Genomic DNA, 18,599 nt, shown 5'->3' with positions numbered 1-18,599 from the left:
CACTATTAGGGAGCATTAAGAGTGTTGCGCGAGTTTTGCAAGAAAACCATCACCTTGACAGCAACTATTGCTGTTGTTGCGTGCACTTCGTTAGCAAGTTTGCATGCACAAGAACTTGGGCCCCAACCACGATTGGTGAAAATAGATTCACCGATGCTGGTTCAGGTACCAGCCAACAACAACCCTGTTCAGCCACCTGCGCCTGAACAAAAACCGAAGGTGGCACCCGCGAATCCGGTTGTGCCCGCCCCACAGGTAGAACCTGAGGACAAAAAAGAACCTGCGAAAGATCCCACCGAAGAGTTGAAGGCCGAAATCGAAAGCATGAAAGGCGACATTACTGTTGCAACCCAACGTGGTGACAACGCCTGGCTGCTTACTTCCTGTGCACTCGTGCTTTTCATGACTCCCGGTCTCGCTCTGTTTTATGGCGGGATGGTGCGGAAAAAGAATATTCTGGCAACGATGATGCAAAGTTATGCCGCGATGGCAGTTGTCGGCGTTTACTGGATCGCATTCGGATATGGGCTTGCCTTCGGGCCATCGCAGATCACGGTCGGATTATTTGGTGTGGAAGGCGGGATGGTTGGTTGGAGCTGGGATTTGTTTTTCCTCAGCGGCGTAAAGACCACCGATTACTTGCCAGGTACCAACATTCCCATTTACACCCACATTATGTTTCAGGGGATGTTTGCCATCATCACCCCTGCATTGATTTCGGGTTCTTTGGCAGAGCGTATCCGTTTCTGGCCATGGTGTATTTTCATGATCCTGTGGGTAACTTTGGTTTACTGCCCGCTGGCTCATATGGTCTGGGCATTTGACTGGTTCTACGTCGATCCTGCCACACCAGGTGGTAGTATTGGTGGTACAGCGGTAGGTCTCTTAGGTAAAATGGGTGCCCTGGACTTTGCTGGTGGCACCGTCGTTCACATCGCTGCAGGGTTTGCTGGCTTGGCATGCTGTATAGTGTTGCGAAATCGCAAAGGTTTCCCTGACCACGCTGTTCATCCTAGCAGCTTGGTGCTCACCTTACTTGGTGCTGCAATGCTGTGGTTCGGTTGGTTTGGGTTCAACGGTGGATCGGCAATTAACTCAGACACGCTTGCTTCTGTTGGTTTTGGTACCACCCAGGCTGCCGCTGCCGGGGCTGCATTCAGTTGGATTTTTGTTGAATGGTTGTTCAAAGGCAAGCCAACTGCACTTGGACTTGCTTCTGGGATCGTTGCGGGGCTAGTTGCAGTAACACCTGCTGCAGGCTTCGTTTATGCCTGGGGTGGTCTGGTTATCGGTTTGATAGCTGGTGTTGTTTGCTACTTCACTGTTCAGTTAAAGAATAAGTTTAAGTTTGATGACTCTCTTGATGCATTTGGCGTGCACGGAATTGGTGGATTTCTTGGAGCTGTCTTAACTGGTATCTTCTGTTACGCAGCCGTCCAGGGTGCCAGTGTCGACGGTTTCTTTGCTGTCAGCGGATTGGAAAGCCGCAAAGAGGCTATTCCCGCCAAAATCGAAGAAGTTAAATCTGAAATCGAAGGAATCAAGAAGGAAATTCCTGATTTAGACAAAGCAGTTACTACTGCTAAAGAAGAAAAAGAGGTCGAGGAAGCCAAAACAAATCGGGCTTTTGCAGACAGCAGAATTGAAAGCCGCAATGCAAAAATTACCGCACTACAGGACGAAGAAAAAAGTCTCGTAGAAACAATTGCTACGTACAAAGAAGACGGAAAGGGGCCATTAACCCAATTCTGGATTCAGTTGAAAGCCGCAATCTTCTCTGCTGTGTTTGCGTTTGTGTTGAGCTTATTGCTCGCATACGGTGTTCAGGCAATGACTTTAGGAAACTTTACCGTTTCTGCAGAAGATGAAGCTGCTGGACTGGATACTGTCGAACATGGCGAAGTTGGCTTTGATTTCTCAGGTGGTGAAATGTTGCCAATTGCTGGCACCTTGCCAAAGGCAGCATCTGTGCCACCCGGAATGAAACGCTATGTCCTTGTAGTTGATGGAGCAACCAGCACAGAAGTGGAAAAGGCCTGGATCAGTATTTGCAATCCACAGACTGCTTCTACAAACGAAACTTTCAAGGAAATCTACCCATTCATCACGACAGTTCAAGGCAATCAGGTACGTGTGCGAGGTGGAGAACCTGGAAAGATTGCGATGAAACTCCAAACTCTTTTCCAGCAACAGCTTGGAAGTGCTGTCAAAGTTCGCATTGTTCAATAATTGCAGGTAGACACAGATATAAAATAACTGATGATTTGATAACACTTACTGAGGTATGCACGTGAAATTAATCACCGCGATTATACGCCCTGAAAAGCTGGAACAAGTACAGACTGCGTTAAACGAGATGGACATTTACCTGATGACCGTCACTGATGTGAAAGGTTGTGGTATGCAACGTGGACACACGGAAGTGTACCGAGGTCAGGAAGTGCAAATCCGACTATTGCCTAAAGTAAAGCTGGAAATTGCAGTAAATGACTCATTTGTGGAAGCGGCTGTTGAAGCAATCATTCACTCCGCGCGATCGGAAGTAATCGGCCAGATTGGGGATGGCAAGATATTCGTTCAGCCATTAGAGGATTGCGTACGCATCCGAACTGGTGAAAGAGGAACAACAGCGATCGGACCGTGATCGCATTGAAGTACGGTCTTTTAAGCCCGATATTGTTGAAACGTGTTGCCAGGTACACTTTACCTGGCAACACGTTTCCTTTTGTCATTTGGTTAGTTAAATATTCTTTGCAGTAGTAATTCATCAAGAGTAATACAGGGGATAAGATGGGCGAACATTTTGGCAGAAAAGACATTATTCAGTCGATTGCGACAGCACAGCACAAATTGAATCGGGTAGATTATAAAAATCTGCACTTCAAGGATTGTTTTGGCTGCGATGTCTTCAGTGAAGCTGTTCAACGGGAAAATTTACCGAAATCTGTATTTAAAGCACTGCAGAAAACTATCAAAAAAGGTGATGAGTTATCGCCTGAAATTGCAGAAGCATTTGCAAGTGCATTGAAAGAATGGGCAATCAAGAAAGGTGCCACCCACTTTACCCACCAGTTTCAGCCGATGACTGGTATTACTGCAGAGAAACACGATAGTTTCGTTTCTCCGAATGGTGATGGGACTGCAATCGCTGAGTTCAGTGGTAAGGAACTGGTAAAAGGTGAGCCTGATGCCAGTTCATTCCCTTCAGGTGGCATTCGAGCAACCTTTGAAGCACGTGGATATACTGCGTGGGATCCTTCCAGCCCGCCCTACATTATGGAATTTCCTAATGGGGCGACTTTGGTTATCCCCACTGCATTCGTTTCATGGACTGGCGATGCACTTGATAAGAAGACGCCGCTTCTGAAATCGATGGATGCTCTTTCGAAACAAGCTGTTCGAATCTTGAAATTGTTTGGGAAGTCAGCCAGCAAAGTCTACACCACCGTGGGGCCAGAACAGGAATATTTCCTGATTGATCGACAATTCTTTATGCACCGACCTGACCTGATTAATGCGGGCCGGACATTGTTTGGTGCAACCCCACCCAAAGGTCAGGAAATGGAAGACCAATATTTTGGCACCATTCCAGAACGCGTTTTAGCATGCATGGGTGATGTGGAACTTCAATTGTTCAAGCTGGGAATTCCCGTAAAAACACGCCACAATGAAGTTGCACCCAGCCAGTACGAATTTGCTCCGATCTTCGAAAATTCGAACCTAGCCACCGACCATAACCAGTTGGTAATGGAAATCATCCGCAGCACTGCTCCTCGTTACGGCTTAGCTGCATTGTTCCATGAAAAACCATTTTCTGGTATCAATGGTTCCGGAAAACACAACAACTGGTCGATGTCATCGGATGACGGGGAAAATCTGCTGAACCCTGGAGATACCCCTCACGAGAATGCGCAGTTTCTCCTGTTCTGCACAGCAGTGATTCGCGCCGTAGCCAAATACCCAGAATTGTTGCGGGTAACGATTGCAGGCGCGGGCAACGATCACCGTTTGGGTGCCAATGAAGCGCCACCTGCCATTATTTCTATTTTCCTTGGTGAACAACTTCAGGATATCATCGAGCAATTAGAAAAAGGCCCACCTACCTCCACGAAGCAGGGCGGGTACATGTCGATCGGAGTTGCTGGATTACCACAACTTCCCAAAGACGCTGGCGACCGAAACCGCACCAGTCCGTTTGCCTTTACTGGCAATAAGTTTGAATTCCGTGCTGTAGGAAGCTCGCAATCGATTGCTGGACCGAATACGGTATTGAACACTATAGTTGCTGAATCACTTGATTACATCGCTACAGAACTGGAAAAGGCCACAAACGCTGGCAAACCAATTATCCAGGCAGTTCTCGAATTGCTGCCTTCGATTATTACCGAATCCAAAAAGGTAATCTTCAATGGTGATGGCTATTCCGAAGCATGGCATCACGAAGCCGCAAAACGTGGATTACCAAACCTGAAGAACACAGTTGATTCACTTCCAGTCGTTGTTGCGCCAGAATCGATCAGTCTCTTTGAGAAATATGGTGTTTATTCTGCCAATGAACTGAAGAGTCGGTTTAACATTCTGTGTGAAAACTATGTTAAAACGATTGCGATTGAAGCAAAACTGACTCGTACCATTGCCCAGACAATGATTTTGCCTGCTGCAATTCGCTACCAGTCCGAACTTGCAACTGCTGCTGGCAGTTCGAAATCTGCAGGGGTTGATTTTCCAATGGATCTGCTCAAATCAACTTCATCAGGAGTTTTGGCTTTACAGAGTGCTATTACCAGACTGGATCATGTTCTTGGTCACGACGCGGCTGGCGAATTAATCGATCACGCCAAATACTCCCGTGATGAGGTGATACCTGCAATGAGTGCGGTAAGAGAAGCAGCTGATGCTTTAGAATCGATTATTGCAGATGATTTGTGGCCATTGCCAAAATATCGCGAAATGCTTTTCATCAAGTAATGTAATTGAAAATACTTCTCGATTCACTTGTATTTAAAAAACTGTAAATGAACTTGAAATGCCAAGTCACACCGGTTAAGCAAACAATTCTTTCACGACACGCCCGTGCACATCGGTCAGCCTGAAATCCCTTCCTGCATATTTGTACGTTAACTTTTCATGGTCCAGTCCCAGAGCGTATAAAATTGTGGCGTGCAGATCGTGCATGTGTACTTTGTCTGTAACCGCTTTGGAACCAAACTCATCGGTAGCACCGTATGTCAATCCTGGTTTGAACCCACCTCCAGCCAACCATACAGTAAACCCACCCGGGTTGTGGTCTCGCCCAGTGCCATTACCCTGGGCATAAGGTGTGCGTCCAAATTCCCCACCCCACCATACAATTGTGTCTTCAAGTAATCCCCGTTTGCCCAAATCTTCCAGTAATCCCGCGATCGGTTTGTCTACCGCACGTGCGTGATCGCCATGTTTCGGCATGTTGGAATGCTGGTCCCATGCTGGGTTCGCGGAGTTGTCTCCATAAGTCACTTGAATGTATCGAACTCCAGCCTCACAGAGACGGCGAGCCATTAAACATTGTTTGCCAAAATTGTCAGTGGTTTTTTCCCCAATTCCATATAGTTTTTGCGTTTCTTTTGATTCTCGAGAAATATCAAGCACCTCGGGTGCATTCTGCTGCATTCTCCAACCAAGCTCAAAAGACTTAGCAACGGCTTCATAATCCTGATCACCAGGACGTGCTCGCAACTGCTCCTGATGAAGTTCTTTTAATAATTCAAGCCTTGCTGTTTGTTCTGCCAGAGAAAGCTTGGCTCGAATATTACGTATGTTCGCATCCGCTGCTGGTGAGCCCGCACTGCCTAAGCCAGTTCCCTGAAATATCGCGGGCAAAAATGCATTACCGTAATTTCGTGCGCCACCATTGCCTGAAGAAGGTGAGATTGAAATGAACCCAGGTAAATTCTGGTTTTCGGAACCTAAACCATACAAAACCCAGGAGCCCATACTGGGGCGGATGAAGTTTGTTGAGCCACAATGCAGAAAAAGTGTCGCAGGACCGTGGGCAACACCTTCGGTATGCATGGAATGAATCATGGTGACTTGATCCAGCTTCCGACAGGTATTGGGAAATAATTCACTACCCCATTTTCCTGCCTGACCGTGCTGTGAAAACTTCCACAGCGGCTTCATGACTCGTTGATTCGTATTTTTCTTTCCAGTATTAGCTCGAATCCTAGCATCATCAAAACCGAACTGTTTACCATCTTCCTTGATCAGCATCGGCTTATAGTCGAAAGAATCAACATGACTGACCCCACCCTGCATGAAAAGAAAAATGACTCTCTTGGCACGTGCAGGGTGATGAGTTACTGGTGCTGCCTGTAATTCACGTGATGCCAGTGCGGATAACGCCAGAGCACCAAAACCACAACTCGTATTCGCCAGCCAGGCTCGTCGATTGATTGTAAGTTCCATCATTTCCTCTCTTTCAATTTGGGCAGAAAGTACGTTTCTAATTCACATAGTTGTTACTTGACAAATCGGAATTCAGCAGACGAAAACAGCGTGTGGAAAACCCCTGTCCATGCTGTCTGCGGATCATCACTACTCAAAAGATAGTTCGAAATTAATAACGTTTCTTTCTGACTGGGCTTACGACCATACACAGAAAGGTATGCTCGGTTGATGAGTTCCTGTTCCGTTTTCAGTGGCAGTTTTCGCAATTGTGCGGCCGCGTAAGTCGCCTGTTCCTGTACGAATGGACTGTTCATCATAAACAATGCCTGTGGAGCTACGGTGCTGGAAGTTCTATTTCCTGTCACCATGTTTGTATCTGCAGGATCAAACACTGAAATTATCTCTGGCAGTGCGTTGCGGAAATAAGGAAGATAAACACTTCTAATAGTTGCTTTCGTGACGAACGTGTAATCAGAATTCAGTGAATCCGGAAAGTGCTTACCTCCATGAGTCTCCTGTAACTGGCCACTCACTGCCAGGATTGCATCACGAATGCACTCGGCCTCTAATCTTCGATGGTTCATTCTGCCAAAAAATCGATTGTCAGGATCAGCTTTGATTGTGTTTTCTTCTGCTGTAACTGATTGCTGATATGTTTGCGACAGAACAATCTTTCGGACAATTTTTTTTACAGACCAACCTGAGCGAACAAATTCAGTGGCTAAATAATCCAGCATTTCCGGATGAGATGGCTTCTCGCCAGTGGTTCCAAAATTATCTGTGGTTCGGACAATTCCAGATCCCATCAACCAATGCCAGACTCGATTCACCATAACACGTGCAGTTAACGGGTTATTATCATCAGCAATCCATTCTGCAAGTTCTTTTCTGCCACTTTGGTCCTTGGGTAATCTCGCTGGCTTATCCGTGATCACGCTCAGAAATCCACGTGGGACAATCGACCCCAGACTGCTGGGGTTACCACGGATATGTATCGGCATGTCTTCTATCTTCGATTCTTCTATGACAGCCATCACCATTTCTTGTTTAGGTAACGTTGTTTGGAGCTGCTTTAACTCTTGCTGTAATTTTGCCACTTCGTTTTGCACATTGTCAGGTGTAGTTTTTCCTTGATCAACAGATTTTAACAAAGTAGTTTTTCGATTCACCGCAGCAAAAATCACTGCGTCGGCGGTAACATGCCCCGATGTTGCTTCTGTGGTAATCATGACATAAGCCTGGCCATCTTTTTCGAAGCGATATTTCCCCAGGCTGACAAAGCGGCCTTCGATTGCTGGCAAAGGTTGCATGTTAATTTTTGTCGTCTTTTCACCATCAGCACTGAATACGGTCACGGGAACAGCTTTCGATCTGCTCTCACCGTGGGAATATGCCAGCAAGACTTCGTATTCTCCCGGAGGCAAGCTTACAGGTTCAAATGTTAGTGTTTTTGACCCTTTGTCTGCGTTCATATCGTGCAGATAACCCGTATTGATATAGGAGCCTGAATGCACGGATTGCTGCCAGTCTCCTACCTTCTTTGCAGCTGAATCGTCTACCACTATAGCATCGATTTGATTTAGCGGAATGATTCGATTAACAGTCTTTTTGGAGGACTTTGCAGTCAGTGCTTTGAGTGATGCGTTGATCTGTGCAATACGAACTTCAATCCGTTTCGCATCTTCCTGCATGTTTGCCGGCAATGGCAAAGGCACTTCCATCCATTTCGACACATTGGAATTTACCAAGGCTTTGGAATTCCGCAGGATACCTGCCAGTGCATAATAATCTGCCGTAGGTATTGGATCAAACTTATGATCGTGACATCGTGCACAGGTCACCGTTTGTGCCAGAAATCCTTTTGTAATGACATCCAGTTGCTCATCCACAACGTCCAGTCGAAGAAGGTTTTTGTCTTGATTTTCCAGATTCGAATTGCCCATTTGTAACATTGTAACTGCTGTCAGCAGACGGTGCTTTTCCTGAAGAGATGCCGCAGGCAACAAGTCGCCAGCGATTTGTTCCAGAATCATCCGATTGAATGGAATATCCTGATTGAAACTGTCAATCACAAAGTCCCGGTAACGCCAGGCTTCTTGAAAAACCAGTCCGCGCAAAGTCACCGAATCAGCATATCGCACAATGTCCAGCCAGTGCCTCCCCCAGCGCTCACCAAAAGATCTTGAGGCGATCAACTGATCAATTAGTTTTTCATATTTCTTTGGATCCTGCGATGTTGTGTATTGTTCGATCGCTTCTACACTGGGCGGTAAGCCCGTTAAATCGAAATACACACGGCGAAGCAACTCAAGATCGTTAGCTCGTTTTGCGGGTTTTAAGTTGTTTTGTGAGAGTTTCGACCATACAAATCGGTCGATTTCTGATTGATTCCAGTTTTCGTCGCTTACCACAGGTGCTGGGGATTGTTTTACGGACTGATAAGACCAGAATTTTCTGCCTTCTGCAATCGTCAATCCAACTTGTTTGCTGGTTGTTGTTGTAGAAATCCTGGGATCAGGCGCCCCCAACTTGATCCACGCCTCGAAGTTTGCAATTACTTCCTTGGGTAATTTCCCTTTCGGTGGCATTTGGACATCGTCTTCATAATTCAGAGATATAAAAAGCAGACTTTTTTCAGGTTGCCCCGGATGGATCACAACACCACTGTCACCACCTTTTTCCCATCCAGACTTACTGTCCAGCAACAGGCCCCCACGCAACTTATTTGTTGCTTGTGCCACGGCTGAATGGCATCGATAACAATGTTCCACCAGAACTGGCCGTATCTTTTCTTCGAAGAAAGCAAGGTCCTTTCCAGAAGGTTCTGCTGCTGAACCAACTACTGTTGCAAGTACAAATGAGATCAGGAACAAGTTGTGCCGTAAGGGAGAACACAGCATAAGAACTACCACCAAACTAAAATTGTATTTTGACATAATCGGCGGATCTTTACAACCAAAAGATCTAGGCAGATTACGAAACAAGGTCAATGAGAGATTTCGATAGATGAAATCATGTGAACTTTAATTCACTAGTAGTATAACGTAGATCAAAGGAAAAAGTTTGTGAAAAAAATCTAATTTTTAGTGTTTTTTTCTAAGCCCTTGTTTATTAAGCACTTAGAACTGTATTTTTTATACTTCCAGCGAAACCCAGTTTGAAATATCCACTCGGTTGTGGCACCCAGCATCATGAACATCAAATGCTGCGTTATAAGCAGATTCAGCCAGATGGCCTAATTGTGGGATGGTATCCACCGGAATGTTGTAAATCAGACGCATCATTACAATTTCCTGATCAGCCAAACCAAATTCTTGAATTGTACCCGGCAATTGGGCTTGAGCTAACTGCTTAATTTGAGCACCGGATTCCCCAGTGGGGATGTTCATGATTACTTTTTCAAAACATTCGTGCGGTCCAAGCTGGAACCAGGGACCAGCCAGATTGTACAACTGATCGATTGCATCCGTCGCTGAATATTGGTCCGAAAATTTGGCAAAAAACATTTTGCCTACATCGAGGGCCCCCATTCTCTCCTGCAAAAAACTTTTTGCCTGTGATTCCACCACTTGTCGGAAACTGTTAATTACCCCACGCGTCGTTGAAACACAAACATTAAAGAGTGAGTTGAACTCTTTTTCAATCCGTATTTGCAACTGTTTATCGAATCTGCGAATGTCATCCTGCGTGATTGCTTGACGAAGCATTTGTTCAGCCGCTTCAAACGTCGGTATCCCTTGGGAAGAAGCATTCGGTCGGGAGTGGGCATCCGCTGATCGATCACTGCTTCCACTTCTCGACACACTTCTTCGAGTTTGGTTTTGCTGAACTGAAATTGTTGTTGCTGATCACCAATTCGTTGTTTGATCGCACTAAAGAGTCGAAATGCCTGACGTTCAATCAGGCTCTCGTATCGATTGACCGCAAACGTGTGCAATGCTTTTCCAAGGTCTGTATTACTGCTCCGTTTCGCACCTTCTGGTGGATTGAGGTAATAGAAAATGGCGTAATAGGCCTCCAAACAACTGCTTGCCTTAGTTGTGAAATTGTTTTGTAGATCCGCAAGAAAACTCTCAATGATTTCTTGTACTTGAACGGTGGCTTGTAATGCACCGATCAAACGATAATCCGGGTGTTCAAATAAAGTCATTGCGAGTCGTAAAAACCGAGATTCCAATTCTCCAGCCAGATTGTCAGCGCTTTGTTCAAGGAAGTTTTCCAGTGTTCCGACAGTACGCTGCATCGAGCGTTCATCTGGCATCCCAAGAAATGCGACAAGTCGAGATAATGCAGCCTGCAGTTTGATCGGATCGGGGTCTTTCGCAAACCACCCTTTCTGAATAAATTGTTCAGCAGCTTCGCTGAACATATCTTTGGGTGGCGATTTCAATTTCTGCTCAATCGCCTGGGTGAATTTCTGCATCAAAAATTTGGGCAGTAACTGCTCTGATTCCCATCGGGAATGCAGCCATTTCTGCACATACTCGCTGATGATATCGGCTCGACCACTTAACCAGCGTGAGAGCACCGATGCTGACAACCAACGTGCAGAGCGGCTCAGCAGTGCATGTTGTGGCCAGCAATACGACGCGAGCCCCAGCACCTGGAATGGGTTTGTTGAATTGTCAGCAACAATATTTTTGCGGAGTTCATTGAGTCCGCGACTGGAATTGGAGAATAATTCCTGCTGCAATATGTCGCACGTTTCAATTACCGTAGTTAACCTGGTTTCGAGTTGTGAACTGGATCGGCCAGACTTGCCCGGTTCAATTGGAACCAGCATACATCTGGAAAATGGACCTGCAGACTCCGAAATTGCACCATCTTTGTCTTCATACTGTGCTTTAAATGTCGTATCTGGTTGAGAAAAATGAAAAATCTCTCTCAATGCCGTATAGCTGTTCGCCATTGCCTGGGAAGGAGTCGTTTTAATCGCAGCTGGCAGCAAACAGATACCAACAACTTCCGGATTCTGGTAACCAAGATGACGCAACTTTAGTTGTGCCATGTAACCCAGATCAAGCATCATACCACTACCGCTGCCACCTCCTAGTCCTGCGACCACGTAAACAATCGGGCGATTGGTCATCATTCCCAATTTCAAGAAAGAATCCGTACGAGTGATTGCATCAGGTGTTGTTGCTTCCTGAATCGAGGTGGATAATTTATCTGAAATGACCCGATAATGATCCAGAAACGCAAGTCGACCCAAAGAGCGCATGCCATTAGTTACAGGATTTCTCGGGATTTTGTATAGTTGGGATGCATCAAACCAGCCTTCTATGAGACTTCGGCCATTTCTGCGTGGTTTGAGATAATGTGCTGGGCGGTTCAGTCTGGCGGGGACTACTTCGTTTGGCAGCAGTGCTCCAGCTCCTTCAATGATCGCATTCTGAAGGTCTGTCGAATCAGTATCGATATAAATCAGTTTTAATGTCTGAATTTTACGATGGTCACCAAATTGGTCACGCAATTGAATTCGGAATGCTTTCAACATTTCCATTGCAACCCCACCCGCGCCGATAATGATTGCTGGGCGTAGTGCACCATTTCCTGTAATTTCCGGTGGTGCATTTTTCACTGGGATCACGAAATCAGCCATTGAAGTGCCCGCAACTGCATCGCGTTCAAACGGCTTTGAACGTAGCTGAGTATGCGGGGTTTCCATCGGATCTTGCAATGGTGATCGGAACGCCTCTTGCTGTGGCGTAAACATGCTCACAGGCGTATTTGTCGTCGAACTACCGCTGGTGCGCAAGGGCTCGCCAGTATGTTGCAGTGCATTCACAAAGTCCATGCAGGTTGGAAAGCGGCTTGAAGGCTCTTTTGCGAGTGCCTGTCCCACAGCAGCACGATCGGCGGGAGGCAGCGGTGCGAGATTAGGGGCTTCTTTTAAGTGCTGAAACAATAATTGCTGTCCCGTAGTTCCGGCGAAAGGTCGAACACCGGTTAGTAATTCCTGATAAACGATTGCGAGACTGTATTGATCACAGAAACGGGTAATAGTACCATTAAAAGTTTCAGGCGCAGCATAAACAGGCGTGACTCCACCCGTAATCGTACCCTGAATCCCTTCCAGATCCTTCACTAGACCAAAGTCAGCTACCTTGACGTGGTTATACACAAGAAACAGGTTTTGTGGTTTGATATCGAGATGCTGTAATTGATGCTCTTTGTTCATCATATCCAGCACTTCAGCGGATTCCCTTAGATAGCCGAGCAATTCAGCGCGTGGAATCCCCAGCTGGCCTTGGTTACGGTAGTGCTTGAAGCGATCCCACAAATTGCAATCGGCCAATTCCATCACAATGAACAGCCTACCGTCAATAATGTCGTAGCGTTCCAGGGAGAGAAGATATGGATGGCGAATCGCCTGTAAGCGTTTTAAAGCTTTTAGTTCCTGCAGTGCATGATAATTGCTGTCATCATCAACTGCATGCATGCTTCCGTGGATAATTTTGACTGCCTTGTGCAGTCCACCTGGTGCCTCGGCCTTCCAGACTTCACCGAATCCCCCACCACCTAATCGATCGATCAGGCGATATCCAGGAACCGGTTCGGCATTCGCAGTTGCTTGAAAACCCATTGTTGTACTTCAAGATGATACGTTTATCAGAATTGTGCACGCCACTACGCGGAACACTACGTACTGGAGCATAGTTCACACAGTTGCATTCCGCAAATTTGTTAAATCTTACTTTCCAAAAATGTAGCAAGTTAAATCTGTTACAACCGGAAATTCAGGCAGGACCGGAAATTTTTACCACCGTAGATCATAGCGGGAATGGGGAAATGGAATTGAACCTAGATGTTCTTCAGCTTCATTGATGATACGTATTTGACGGATCAGTTCGTTCAAATTCGTCTTCTGATCTTCTAGAATAATTAAGCCATCGTCCTTGGCGATCGTGTGGTAGACTGTATTTGTGAGTCGTGCAGTAATTGCTTGTTGGACGGAATCGTCTTTGCAAAAGGGTAGTCCAAGGAGAGTTTTTCTTTCACTTGGCACCATAGCAAACGATGACAGTGCGATCCCACACTGATCAATTAACTCTTGAATCTGTTCGAATATCGATTGCCTGCTGTGCAGTTTAGACGTCAAAACCTGGGTAGTAGTTTCTTTTGGGACATATTTTTCAGCAGCTTTGATGCACTCATCGGTCAACAAAGAAATGAGCGATCTTTCATATTCGTGCGGTTTCAAACAGATATTTACAAGAGAATGAAAATCAGCTTTAATTTTTGCACCAATGTTGGCATCAAGCTCATCAAGCGTCGTTCTGGGAAGTATCTTTGCGAAATAGTTGATCTCTTCTGCAATATTCGTGGCGTCTGCGTGGAGGAGAAAATCGCTGATTTTTGGCCGTACGAGTGCCCCCACGGTGATGGTGTTGGTTCTGATCACTTCCTGAAAATGTGACAAGCTAGATTGACACGACTTAAAATCTCTCACAAAATCGGTAATCTGGTTGTGCAAAGTGGAATAAAACTGGGCAACATGTGTCAAAATTGTTGTCCGGTATTTAGCAAGGTACCATTCTTTGATCCTGTTGATTGCGTCTATTTCAACTGCCTTCTTTGAAGTAGTTTTTTTTGCGTTCAACAATGTCAATATGTAATTTTCGACTTCAAACGAACTTTCCTGGAGGATACTGGAAATCGCCTGTTGTTCGAGTTGAATTGACGACACCTGCTGCTGCAATTCCTGGTCCCAATTTTGGATCAGTTGGATCACCCCGCCCAGTCTGAATTTGGGATTTTCAGCCACATAGATGAAGAATGCAGACAACCGTTTGCTTTTTGACTGCAAGATAGCCTGCAACGATTCGGTACACCAGTTACTCAATTGACTTGGTACAGTCAATTGAACAGAGATGGGCATGCCCATCAGCATGGTGATACGCGATATGATTTCTGATTCAGGTACAATCATCGACCCAATTGGCTGAGAGAGCATATCAAAAGTCTGATTGATGTACTGGGTTGCATTCCCCTTGAGCGCCATACCAATCGATTCTTCAATCGCATTTTCTATCTGAACCTGGTTCAACCCAACTTTCTTGGGAAGCGAAGCCATCATCTCCTTCATATCTTCCGTATTAGGTATCGCAATTCGCCATTTTTCCAATAATCGATCCACTAAGTCTCTAGCAGTCATTGTGACGATTGTTTTTCGAGGCCAGATGCTCTTACGATAACCAACCAGATGGACCGTTTGTGGATGAATATTGTTGCTGATCGTTTTGGCAATCGGACTGAACATCAACGAGTGGGTCAATTGAGCAGTCGCAACGGGACCATTCGATTTTGCAGAATTCTCAGGCTCTCGATAAGGCTGAAAAAACATTCGTGAAAATGGCGGGCCATCATCAGCAAAATTTGATTCACTACGCAAGAATTTTGGCTGGTAGTTGGATGATGAATTACAGAAATAGGACAATTCCTGCAGCAATGCATTTACATTTGCATCGGTAGCTGCTTTTGTAAGTTCGGGCAGTGCTATGACACCAGCAACACTTGCAGGAAATCCAGCAAGATAAAGTTCATATTTCAAGTGGTATGCTAAGTCAATTAACATGCCAGAACCAGTACCACCTCCACACGAACTGATGATGCAAATCTCCAGATCCCGGCTTCGGGTTTCCAATCCAGTAAGTTTATTTGATTCTTCTAGCAACTTTGGATCACTTAGTTCAGAAATAAATCGTTTGATTTTTTTTAAAATCAACGCAAAGTGATCTGCAAAAGCTAATCTACCTAAAGCTCGATACCCAAGAGTGCTGTGGTTTCTCGGGATGGCATGTAAAATTTCAGATGGCACCCAGCGTTCGACATCACTCAGCTTGGAGTGCGTGATGTAGTATCCTGGACGTTGCAATCCCACATGAACCACTTCGTCTGAATTCAATGGATAGCGGTTTAACTGATTTGTCTGCTGTTCAATATGCCCGGGATCAGTGTCAATCCCAAGTAATCGCATGTGGGGCAGGGTAGAGCGTCCAAATCGTTCGGCAATTGACCTTTTCAGGGAAACAAGTGTTTCAAGTCCGAAACCGCCCAACCCCACAACGATAGTTGGTGCTAAACAGTAGCATTTTTCAGAACTTTCATTCGTGTGGAAGTGTTCAGAGGATGAAAAGTGCTGTTTCGCGCGTTCTGCTTCTTCAGCAACTTTTGTCGATAATTTCTGTGAAACAGTTACTAAGCCCGGTAAAGGCCTTGAGTGTGTACTCAATGGCTTGTTGATATTCGTGGACTGAGCTGGCTGGGCTTTCGTTGACTTCGCTTGTGGAACAAGATAATTAGTAGGTGTACTTCCAGGAACATAGTTTGCTGTTCGGTGGTTACCCCGTTTCAGCTCTTCTACAAACGCTGCGCAGGTGGGGTAGCGGTCGTCAGGTTGCTTTGACAAAGCCCGATGAATGACATGTCGATCCGAAGGATCTAGACTGGTTAAATCGGGATTTGCAGTCATGTGTTGCATGATCAGATGGCGTGTATTTTCTCCCTGGAAAGGTCGAGCACCTGTAAGCATTTCCTGGTAGACAATCGCCAGACTATATTGGTCGCAACTACGGCTTACCCACCCTTCAAACGTTTCTGGTGGTGCGTAAGTAGGCGTGACACCTCCGGTCATTTTTGAACGTAGACCTTCCAGATCTTTGGCCAGCCCGAAATCTGCCACCTTAATATGGTTGTGGATCAGGAAAATATTCTGCGGTTTAATATCTAAATGTTGAATCTGGTATTCGATATTCAGGAGATCCAGTGCTTCGGCTGCCTCCGTCATGTAACGCAACAATTCTTCCCGTGGGATCCCTTGGAGTCCACGCTTTTTGCACTCGAGAAAGCGATCCCACAAACTACGGTCAGCCAACTCCATGACAATGATCAGTTGTCCTTGAACGATTTCAAAACGTTCGAGTGACAACACAAATGGGTGGCGGATCGACTTGACGCGATTGATCGATTTGTATTCCTGCTCTGCACCTTCGGCTTGTTCGCCGATGGTTTCCATGTTTCCATAAACAAGTTTGATTGCTTTGAGGATACCGCCCGGGGCTTCCGCTTTCCAAACCTCGCCAAAGCCACCTCGGCCAATCCGTTCAATTAATCGATAACCAGGAATTGGTTCTGTATTCACCAGTAACGACAAGCAGAAACCCTCCTGCAGTAATTACCCGCAGTTCTATTTACCCATCTGAACACTAGCTTAAAACTGGAAACCTTAGAGCAAAAATGGCATCGAAATTTGGAATATTTGAACATGATTCACCACGCGAGCAAATTTATTTTGGTCAGAACTGAATTTTGGTGATTAGTTTCTAATCCCTATTCGAACGTGGTGCATAAAATTCGGCAAAACTCATCGTGGTAGTTGCACTGCCCGAATTACTTTGATTGCAGGGCGCAGACCAAGTGTGGTTTGAATATAGTCTGGCGTATCCTCGCCATCTTCCGCATCTTGCGTGGTATGAAAGCCGGTAAGGATTACTGGCAATGACTTTTTTGCTGGACTGGAATCGTATATTGAATTGTTTGCTGGATTACCATATTGCGAAATTGCAATATTACCATTTGATGGCAGCATTCTGGCAGTAACTACCGGACCTGCTTTGGGAACGTATACAGGACGAGCCACTGAGTTTGCCATTACTCCAGTTTTCTCATTTATTCTTAATGAGTTTTCACCAGGCAGCACGTAAGTGGGGCGGGGCAGGGGGGAGCGGAATTCAAATTTTCTTTCGTAAGCACTTAATCCGTAACTACTTGGGTAAGAATATCCTGTGATTGACAGCGAGATACATTCCAACAACAACACAGCAACGTTTGACATGATCAGTCCCAGTTTACACATTTGATCATTCGGCAGTTCAGGATCTTCTGCAAAACAGGAATACGGAACTTATTGCAAAAACAACTTGAAAATGGGTGAATTTTTCGATCAGGTAATTTTCTGGCGAGATGAGCACTACTTCAGGGGAAAAATCACGATTGCACCGACTGAAAAGCCGATAAATTCGTAAATTGAAATTTTGTCTTAGGTAGTTATTCGATGTCGGAACAAAACGAACTTTATCGGCTCGTTGAAACTTTTGCGGACGATCCCAACATGCGTGCAGAATTTGTTACCAAACTCCTCGGAGAAGGTGCTGCCCGCCAGATTGGAATTTATCCCATCCCTGTCGGCTTCAAGTTGAGCGTGGTCATTCCCGTATTCAACGAAGAAAGGTGGGTGCGAGAGATTATTCGCCGGGTACAGGAAGTACCTATTCCCAAAGAAATTATCCTTGTAGACGACTTTTCGAAAGATTCTACCAGAACCATTCTGCAGAACGAATACAGCAACATACCAAACATTACCATCGTCTATCATGAAATGAATCGCGGAAAAGGTGCTGCACTTCGTACTGGTTTTCAGCACGCAACCGGGGATATTGTTCTCGTGCAGGATGCTGATCTGGAGTATGATCCCGCCGAATATCCCAAGTTAATTCAACCAATCATCGAAGGAAAAGCAGATGTGGTGTATGGTTCCAGGTTTATCGGCGAATCCCACCGCGTGCTTTATTATTGGCATTCAATCGCCAACAAAATGCTTACTACACTGTCCAATTTTTTTACAAACCTGAATCTTACCGACATGGAGACTTGTTACAAAGTTTTCCGTAGGGAAGTGATTCAAAGCATCAAGCTGAAATCCAATCGATTCGGTTTTGAACCAGAAGTGACCGCCAAAATTGCCAAAAAACGCAACCCAGCCTGGCGAATATACGAAATACCAATCAGTTATTCTGGTAGAACTTATGAAGAAGGGAAGAAGATTAAGTTAAAAGATGCGTTTAACGCCCTATACTGTATTTGTCGGTATTGGCTAAAAGATTAACTCTTTGTCATGTTTTTGCTGGCTAAATCAAGAGTATTCAGGATGTTGGCGAGAATGAGATTTCTCTCATTTTTTTGCCGGAACTATCACCAACCGATTGAAGGCGCCAATCTGGGTTTTCGCATTAAACTAATGACCAAACAACTGTTCGAATGTCAAAATCGTTAATCTGGATAATTTGTGGAGTCTTTGCTGTTTACTGGATAAGTTCTTGGGGTTCGGTAGGCGTTAGAAAACCCCAGACAGGGCTAGTTTCACCCCAGATATCTGAAATATTCAGCAAAGA

Annotated in this window: 10 protein-coding genes; 4 read left to right on the top strand and 6 right to left on the bottom strand. The window is 45.4% G+C overall.

Annotated features, from left to right (window positions below):
- Window positions 1-21: 21 nt before the first annotated feature.
- The 3 genes from amt to R3B84_06270 all read left to right on the top strand — a co-directional run bounded on the left by amt (window position 22) and on the right by R3B84_06270 (window position 4,968).
- Window positions 22-2,229, top strand: a complete 2,208-nt coding sequence (gene amt, locus R3B84_06280) for an ammonium transporter (GenBank protein MEZ6140162.1) — start codon at window positions 22-24, stop codon at window positions 2,227-2,229.
- Between the two features lie 61 nt (window positions 2,230-2,290).
- Window positions 2,291-2,644, top strand: a complete 354-nt coding sequence (locus tag R3B84_06275) for a P-II family nitrogen regulator (GenBank protein ID MEZ6140161.1) — start codon at window positions 2,291-2,293, stop codon at window positions 2,642-2,644.
- Between the two features lie 146 nt (window positions 2,645-2,790).
- Complete coding sequence (locus R3B84_06270) at window positions 2,791-4,968, top strand: glutamine synthetase III (protein MEZ6140160.1); 2,178 nt, start codon at window positions 2,791-2,793, stop codon at window positions 4,966-4,968.
- Window positions 4,969-5,043: 75 nt separating this feature from the next.
- On the opposite strand, the gene R3B84_06265 is transcribed toward R3B84_06270, so the two are convergent.
- From R3B84_06265 to R3B84_06240, 6 genes are all read right to left on the bottom strand, one after another.
- Window positions 5,044-6,447 carry a DUF1501 domain-containing protein gene (locus R3B84_06265; protein MEZ6140159.1) on the bottom strand — a complete coding sequence of 468 codons (1,404 nt, stop codon included), beginning with the start codon at window positions 6,445-6,447 and terminating at the stop codon, window positions 5,044-5,046.
- A gap of 50 nt (window positions 6,448-6,497) precedes the next feature.
- Window positions 6,498-9,326, bottom strand: coding sequence for a DUF1553 domain-containing protein (locus R3B84_06260; GenBank protein MEZ6140158.1), 2,829 nt, complete (start codon window positions 9,324-9,326; stop codon window positions 6,498-6,500).
- Between the two features lie 234 nt (window positions 9,327-9,560).
- On the bottom strand, window positions 9,561-9,956 hold the full coding sequence (locus R3B84_06255) for a hypothetical protein (protein ID MEZ6140157.1): 396 nt from the start codon (window positions 9,954-9,956) through the stop codon (window positions 9,561-9,563).
- Window positions 9,957-10,012: 56 nt separating this feature from the next.
- Window positions 10,013-13,012, bottom strand: a complete 3,000-nt coding sequence (locus tag R3B84_06250) for a tubulin-like doman-containing protein (GenBank protein MEZ6140156.1) — start codon at window positions 13,010-13,012, stop codon at window positions 10,013-10,015.
- Between the two features lie 174 nt (window positions 13,013-13,186).
- Window positions 13,187-16,570: a tubulin-like doman-containing protein gene (locus R3B84_06245; GenBank protein MEZ6140155.1), complete on the bottom strand. Its 3,384-nt coding sequence runs from the start codon at window positions 16,568-16,570 to the stop codon at window positions 13,187-13,189.
- 222 nt (window positions 16,571-16,792) lie between these two features.
- Window positions 16,793-17,263: a hypothetical protein gene (locus R3B84_06240; protein ID MEZ6140154.1), complete on the bottom strand. Its 471-nt coding sequence runs from the start codon at window positions 17,261-17,263 to the stop codon at window positions 16,793-16,795.
- Window positions 17,264-17,482: 219 nt separating this feature from the next.
- Here R3B84_06240 and R3B84_06235 point away from each other — a divergent pair, with 219 nt between their 5' ends.
- On the top strand, window positions 17,483-18,313 hold the full coding sequence (locus R3B84_06235; protein MEZ6140153.1) for a glycosyltransferase family 2 protein: 831 nt from the start codon (window positions 17,483-17,485) through the stop codon (window positions 18,311-18,313).
- The last annotated feature ends 286 nt before the right edge of the window (window positions 18,314-18,599 follow it).

This window comes from Zavarzinella sp. (assembly GCA_041399155.1).
Lineage (GTDB): Bacteria > Planctomycetota > Planctomycetia > Gemmatales > Gemmataceae > JAWKTI01.
This window is presented reverse-complemented; position numbering and strand designations above follow the sequence as displayed.